Raw genomic sequence first — 6000 nt, 5'->3', positions numbered from 1 at the left:
TTTACCGCCGGCTTCCTTCAGATTCCTCCTCACGGAGGACACCCTTGCCTTGGGTTAACGCTTCCCACTATCAAGGCGCGTTCGGGACTTACACCCTAGAGTTTGCGCCCGTGCCGGGCGCACAATAAACAAAGGCCCGCTCTCATAACAAGAGCGGGCCTTTCTGTTTTATATTAAATCCTACAGTCCTGGTTAGTCCATATTCACCTTCACGCGTAATGCCCTCAGACCACTTACTCCCTGCAGGTCTTCGAGGTCGAGCATTTCCACTTCAGATGCCAATACACCTTTATTCTGCAGGAAGGTGATATACTTCAGATATTCTTCCATTTCCTTCGCATAGGCATATACAATAGAAATAGTACCCGGTTGTGTAAGGCGTTTACCTGTCTGGCGGATGTGTACTTTATCTATCCGTTTCTTCATGATCTCATAACGGATATTGTAAGCACCTTCCACATCAAAGCGGCGTTCATCCTGACGGAAGCTGATATCTATCGGATTGCTGTGCACCAGGATCAGCTGTGTGGTCTGTAGAGGCACTTTCAGCTTGTCTTTCAGCTTATTTGTCATCTTCGCGATCTCTGCCATGGAAGAAAGCTGCCACAGACGGAGGTTGCGCAGGTACAGCAGATCGAATTTGCGGTTCTGGGCGATAGCCTGTCCGATATAGATATTGTATTCAACACCGTCGGTACGGTACTTTTCAAAGTAGCAGGGGAAAGAATGCTGAATATTCTCTTTCTCTTTATCCAGATATTTATTGATCTTCTCATTGATCTTCGCCAGGCTTTCTTCATATTCCTGACGGTGATGCAGGATGTGCCCTTCTGAGGTATCTACCAGGGAGAAATACCGTTCCAGCACCGGCTGCAGTTCAGCATGGCTTTCATGCAGGTGTCGGAACAATGGTCCTATTTCTTCATCGAGGTAGTTGTTGGTCTTCAGTTCATCTTCTGACAGCATGCCGCTGGTGATACCAGTGATCAGCTCATCATTCTTAAACTTCAGTTCCTCCAGCAATGGCAGATAGATCGTGTTACCAATATAATCAAGTGTTTCCCTGATCAGCAGCAACTGTTCCCGCAGGTCTTCATGGATCGCATTGCTGCGTTCTGTAGAAGAGTTCCTGATATCAACAGCGCCATATAAAGGATATACATCTTCAAAAGAGATATTACCAATGTCCTTACGTTCTTCTGCCGGCGTATGGAGATAATGCCAGGCGGCATCTGTAAACTTCCATTCCACTGAAGGTTGTAAGGCAGTGAATTGCTCTTTGATCACCTGCACGATGCGGTTATTCACGATATCGGCCCCTCTTGTCAGCAGCATCATCACCTGCTGATGAGCAGGATATGCCCTGCCAATGGTCTCGGCAGTGATCTTATTAGCTTGGGAAGACGCTATTTCAACAATACCGAGCAACTGACCTTCATACCATACAGGCGCCATCAGGTAGCTCTTAATACCTTTTAGTGGCAGGTAACGCAGGAAAGGATAAGACAACAAGGTAGCATCTGTCACTTCGGGGATGAGCAAGGGATCTTTCTGCCGCATCAGGTGTTCCAGCAGTTGCTGGAATAATTGCTGCTGCTGTTTTCCATTGTTGATCACACCCAGCATGACACCACTTTCGCAAAGGTCACATTCCAGTACATACTTACCATTGATCTTTGGGATCGGTACAATATGCACACTGATATCTTCCTGCTGGATCAGTGATTCCAGTTCCTCTTCCATTCTACGGTAGGTCTCTTGCTCGTTACCGTCGTGCATGTTAAGGATCAGGTTCTTCATGGTGTTCTGCACCTCATCTTTTGTGACATCCTGTATAGTCCAGATCACAAAACCTTCCAGTGCAAAATTGCTCAGTGGCAGCAATTCCTGTAATGTTTCAAGCGCGAAATGCTGCTGGCAGATGTTATCATATTTCAGATTAGGGATCTCTCCTTTCACTTTTACATCTACGAAGCGTGCGTCAATATGTAGTTTTACATACTTCTTCAACCCGTTACTTTCGGGCAGGGTTACATGATGGATGATCTCATTCTGATAATCCATCGGGAACCCATATACTTTTTCAAGCAAGAGTTTGTATAACCATTCCAGTTTGTCTCTTTTTACTTTCTCAACAGAGATCCCTTCCGGCACTGCCACCAGCTTATCGCCATTAGCGGCGAAGAGCTTCTTGAACAGATCGGAATAATAGAAGATGGCAAACTTATGCGGCACGCCTATGCCATATATGTCTTTCTCCATGTCGACGGTGACAGGGAATATTGTGGCGATAATGAGGTCGAGATACTCCTGGTAGGCAGACAGATCGTCCGCACCGGCGATGGGGCCCAATAAAGCAGGGTTACCTTCAAACTGCTTAACTATCTTCTGATAGTAAGCAGAACGCGCGTCCGATGTCTTAGCAGCCTTTTCTTTCAGAAACTTAACGTAAGGTCCAAATGAGATATGGCTGTCTATCATTACTTCCTCTTCCCTGAACACTTCGGAGTTAGCTGATAAAACTTTCATAAACTATAATGTGTAAAAAATACTCATCGTATACTATAACAGACGAATGGAACAATAAATTATTTTATTTCATGGCAGTATAGACAGTGTGCAGGTAAAAGCAGGATTACAAGGTGAATAATCCTGCAAATTTATGTTAAAACTTGTTATCACACTTCAAAAAAAATGCAGATTTGCTTATACAAATCTGCATTAGTAACTTAAGTATTAACTATTTAGTTATTATAACTCGATCTGGTTGCGCAGCAGGTCTTCCAGTACATCCCGCTTACGGATCAGCTGTGCTTTGCCGTCCTTTACCAGTACTTCTGCCGGTTTCAGGCGGGAGTTAAAATTGGAGGACATTTCGAAGCCATAGGCGCCGGCATTGTAAAACACCAGGTAATCTCCTTCTTTCACTTCATTCAGCTTACGGTCCCAGCCAAAAGTATCTGTTTCACAGATATTTCCGACAATGGTATAGATACGCTCAGTTCCTTTAGGATTGGAAATGTTGCGGATCAGGTGGAAAGCATCGTAGAACATAGGTCTGATCAGGTGGTTGAAACCTGAATTCACTCCCACGAACACGGTAGCTGTAGTCTGTTTGATAACATTCGCCTTTACGATGAAATAGCCGCACTGGCTTACCAGGAACTTACCTGGCTCAAACCATACCTGCAATGGACGGTTGTAGGTCTTGGTGAATTTATTGAAGGCCTCTGACAGCTTTTTGCCCAGGAGGTTAATGTCTGTTTCGGGATCGCCGGACTGATAAGCAACTTTGAAGCCGCTACCCAGGTCAATGAACTCAAGGTCAGGGAAATGTACTGCCTGTTCGAACATAATCTCAACGCCGCGCAGGAATACATCTACATCCTTGATCTCAGAGCCGGTGTGCATGTGCAGGCCCGTCACTTTCAGCCTGGTGCTCTTCACAATACGCTCAATATGGCGCAGCTGGTGAATGGAGATGCCGAACTTGCTGTCAACGTGCCCGGTAGAGATCTTATAGTTTCCACCGGCCATGATGTGCGGGTTCAGGCGGATACAGATAGGGTAAGTATCGCCAAACCGGTTGCCAAACTGCTCCAGGATGGATATGTTGTCGATATTGATATGAACACCGAGGTCTTTCGCAGCGATAATCTCGTCCAGGTCCACACAGTTAGGGGTGAAGATGATGTTATCAGGCGAAAAACCTGCTTTCAGCCCCAGCATCACTTCCTGGATGGATACGGTATCCAGTCCGCAACCCAGCGAGTTGATGTACTTCAGGATGTTGATATTGGTAAGTGCTTTACAGGCGTAGAAAAAGCGGGCATCCGTTTTATGGAAAGCGCCTTGCAGCTTTTCGTACTGGATCTTTATTTTTTCAGCGTGATATACATATACCGGTGTTCCAAATTCTTCTGCCACTTTCACGAGGAAGTCGGCTGAGAGAAGATCGCTTTGCTTAGACATTTATGGATAATGATTTACAAATTTTCACATGCAGGTGGCTGATTTTCTGCAAAGGCCGCCTGAAAAGTCTGCGAATTTACTACTGAAACCGGAGATTTTTAGAAATCTTCTTCGCCGCCCATGAAGTCATCCAGTTCACGGCGTTCCTTTTTGGTCGGACGGCCGATCTTGCTGGGACGCTTACCTGTCTGGAACACAGAGGCTTCACGGTGCTGTTGCTTGTCTTCTTCGGGGGTGATGTCGTTATAATACTTTATCGCTTCCGTGAACTGTACACGGTTGGCCAGCAGGCCAGTCACCTGTATCACCCATTTACGGCCTTCAGTCCTGATCTCGTAAATATCGTTAACAGCTACGGAGCGGGCAGCTTTTACCGCTACTCCATTCATCTTCACCCTCCCTGATTCACAGCCGGCAGAGGCCAGGGAACGGGTCTTAAAGATCCTGATAGACCAGAGGTATTTGTCGATACGTACTTTTTCTACTGCTTTCATCTTTGAGATATGTATAAGGCCGGCCCGTAGTAACGAGCCGGCCTTCAAATTTATCAATAAATAGCGTTATCAGGCTATTTGCTCATTTCCGCGAAATACTTGTGGAAGTACGGGATGGTCTCAATTCCTTTATAGAAGTTGGCCAGGCCATACTTTTCGTTTGGAGAGTGCAGGTTATCGCTGTCCAGGCCAAAACCCATGAGGATGGTCTTCAGTCCCAGTTCCTTCTCAAACAGTGCTACGATAGGAATACTTCCACCGCCGCGCATTGGGATCGGACCTTTACCGAAGGTAGACTTGATAGCTTCGCTGGCTGCCTTGAAAGCTATGTGATCTGTTGGCGTTACGTAAGGGCTGCCACCGTGATGGGTAGTTACCTTCACCTTCACGCTTTTCGGAGCGATCTTTTCAAAGTGCGCCTGGAACAGTGCAGAGATCTCTTTCCAGTCCTGGTTGGGCACGAGGCGCATAGAGATCTTGGCAGAAGCTTTGGACGGCAATACCGTTTTGGAACCTTCGCCGGTATAACCGCCCCAGATACCATTCACTTCCAGGGTAGGACGAATGCCGGTACGCTCGATAGTAGTATACCCCTTTTCGCCCCACAATTCATCCACACCCAGGTCAGCCTTATATTCAGCTTCGTCGAAAGGAGCGGCGTTCAGGGCTGCACGCTCTTCTTTCGTCAGTTCCTGTACTTTATCGTAAAAACCAGGAATAGTGATGTGATTGTTTTCGTCGTGCATGGAAGCGATCATCTTACACAGGATGGTAGCCGGATTAGCTACAGCGCCGCCATAAACACCGCTGTGCAGGTCGCGGTTCGGACCGGTCACTTCCACTTCCATATAGGAAAGACCGCGCAGGCCGGTATCCAGTGAAGGATTTTCCAGGCTGAGCATCGCAGTATCGGAGATCAGCACCACGTCTGCTTTTAATTTTTCTTTATTATCCCTGATGAAGACGCCGAGGTTGGCAGATCCAACTTCCTCCTCTCCTTCTATCATGAATTTGATATTGCAGGGTAAGGTGCCGGTTTTGGCCATGGTTTCAAATGCCTTTACATGCATATAAAACTGTCCTTTATCATCGGCGCTGCCGCGTGCATAGATCTTCTCTTCCTTGATAACGGGTTCAAACGGACCGCTATGCCAGAGCTCCAGCGGATCTGCAGGCTGTACGTCGTAGTGCCCATATACCAACACGGTAGGCAGTGCAGGATCTACGATCTTTTCTCCATATACTATAGGATGGCCCGCAGTAGGGCAAATCTCCACTTTCTCGGCGCCAGCTTCCTGCAGGCGCAGTTTCACAGCTTCCGCACAGGCTTTAACATCCTTGCTGAATGAGGAGTCAGCACTAACAGAAGGGATGCGCAGCAGTTCCAGCAGTTCTTCGAGGAAACGATCTTTGTGTGTAACCTGGTAATCTTTCCAAACTTGCATGTTCCAGTAAATTAACTTTTAGAAAGGTGCAATTTAAGGGAAAGTCGGAAATATTGATTTGTCTGTTTCAGCTGATCAATTTGACCACA

General features: G+C 46.7%; 4 protein-coding genes. All 4 read right to left on the bottom strand.

Going from position 1 to position 6000, the window contains the following annotated elements; all coding sequences use genetic code 11:
• Positions 1-192: 192 nt before the first annotated feature.
• The 4 genes from L3C95_RS06575 to L3C95_RS06560 all read right to left on the bottom strand — a co-directional run bounded on the left by L3C95_RS06575 (position 193) and on the right by L3C95_RS06560 (position 5911).
• Entirely contained in the window at positions 193-2529 is a 2337-nt protein-coding gene (locus tag L3C95_RS06575) for a GAF domain-containing protein (protein ID WP_236386004.1), read from the bottom strand.
• A gap of 222 nt (positions 2530-2751) precedes the next feature.
• On the bottom strand, positions 2752-3972 hold the full coding sequence (lysA, locus tag L3C95_RS06570; protein ID WP_236386003.1) for a diaminopimelate decarboxylase: 1221 nt from the start codon (positions 3970-3972) through the stop codon (positions 2752-2754).
• A 98-nt stretch (positions 3973-4070) separates the two neighbouring features.
• The gene (locus L3C95_RS06565; protein WP_236386002.1) at positions 4071-4466 is read right to left on the bottom strand and encodes an RNA-binding S4 domain-containing protein; all 396 of its coding nucleotides are present in this window, start codon (positions 4464-4466) and stop codon (positions 4071-4073) included.
• A gap of 74 nt (positions 4467-4540) precedes the next feature.
• Positions 4541-5911, bottom strand: a complete 1371-nt coding sequence (locus L3C95_RS06560) for a dipeptidase (protein ID WP_236386000.1) — start codon at positions 5909-5911, stop codon at positions 4541-4543.
• Between the last annotated feature and the right edge of the window lie 89 nt (positions 5912-6000).

This window comes from Chitinophaga filiformis (genome assembly GCF_021646545.1).
Taxonomy (GTDB): domain Bacteria; phylum Bacteroidota; class Bacteroidia; order Chitinophagales; family Chitinophagaceae; genus Chitinophaga; species Chitinophaga filiformis_A.
The sequence above is the reverse complement of the archived record's forward strand: the minus strand, read 5'-3'. Positions and strand labels throughout refer to the sequence as shown.

Excerpts from the sequence above, each read along its gene's own strand:
- L3C95_RS06575 (WP_236386004.1), bottom strand. The coding sequence starts at position 2,529 with ATGAAAGTTTTATCAGCTAACTCCGAAGTGTTCAGGGAAGAGGAAGTA.
- lysA (WP_236386003.1), bottom strand. The coding sequence starts at position 3,972 with ATGTCTAAGCAAAGCGATCTTCTCTCAGCCGACTTCCTCGTGAAAGTG.
- L3C95_RS06565 (WP_236386002.1), bottom strand. The coding sequence starts at position 4,466 with ATGAAAGCAGTAGAAAAAGTACGTATCGACAAATACCTCTGGTCTATC.
- L3C95_RS06560 (WP_236386000.1), bottom strand. The coding sequence starts at position 5,911 with ATGCAAGTTTGGAAAGATTACCAGGTTACACACAAAGATCGTTTCCTC.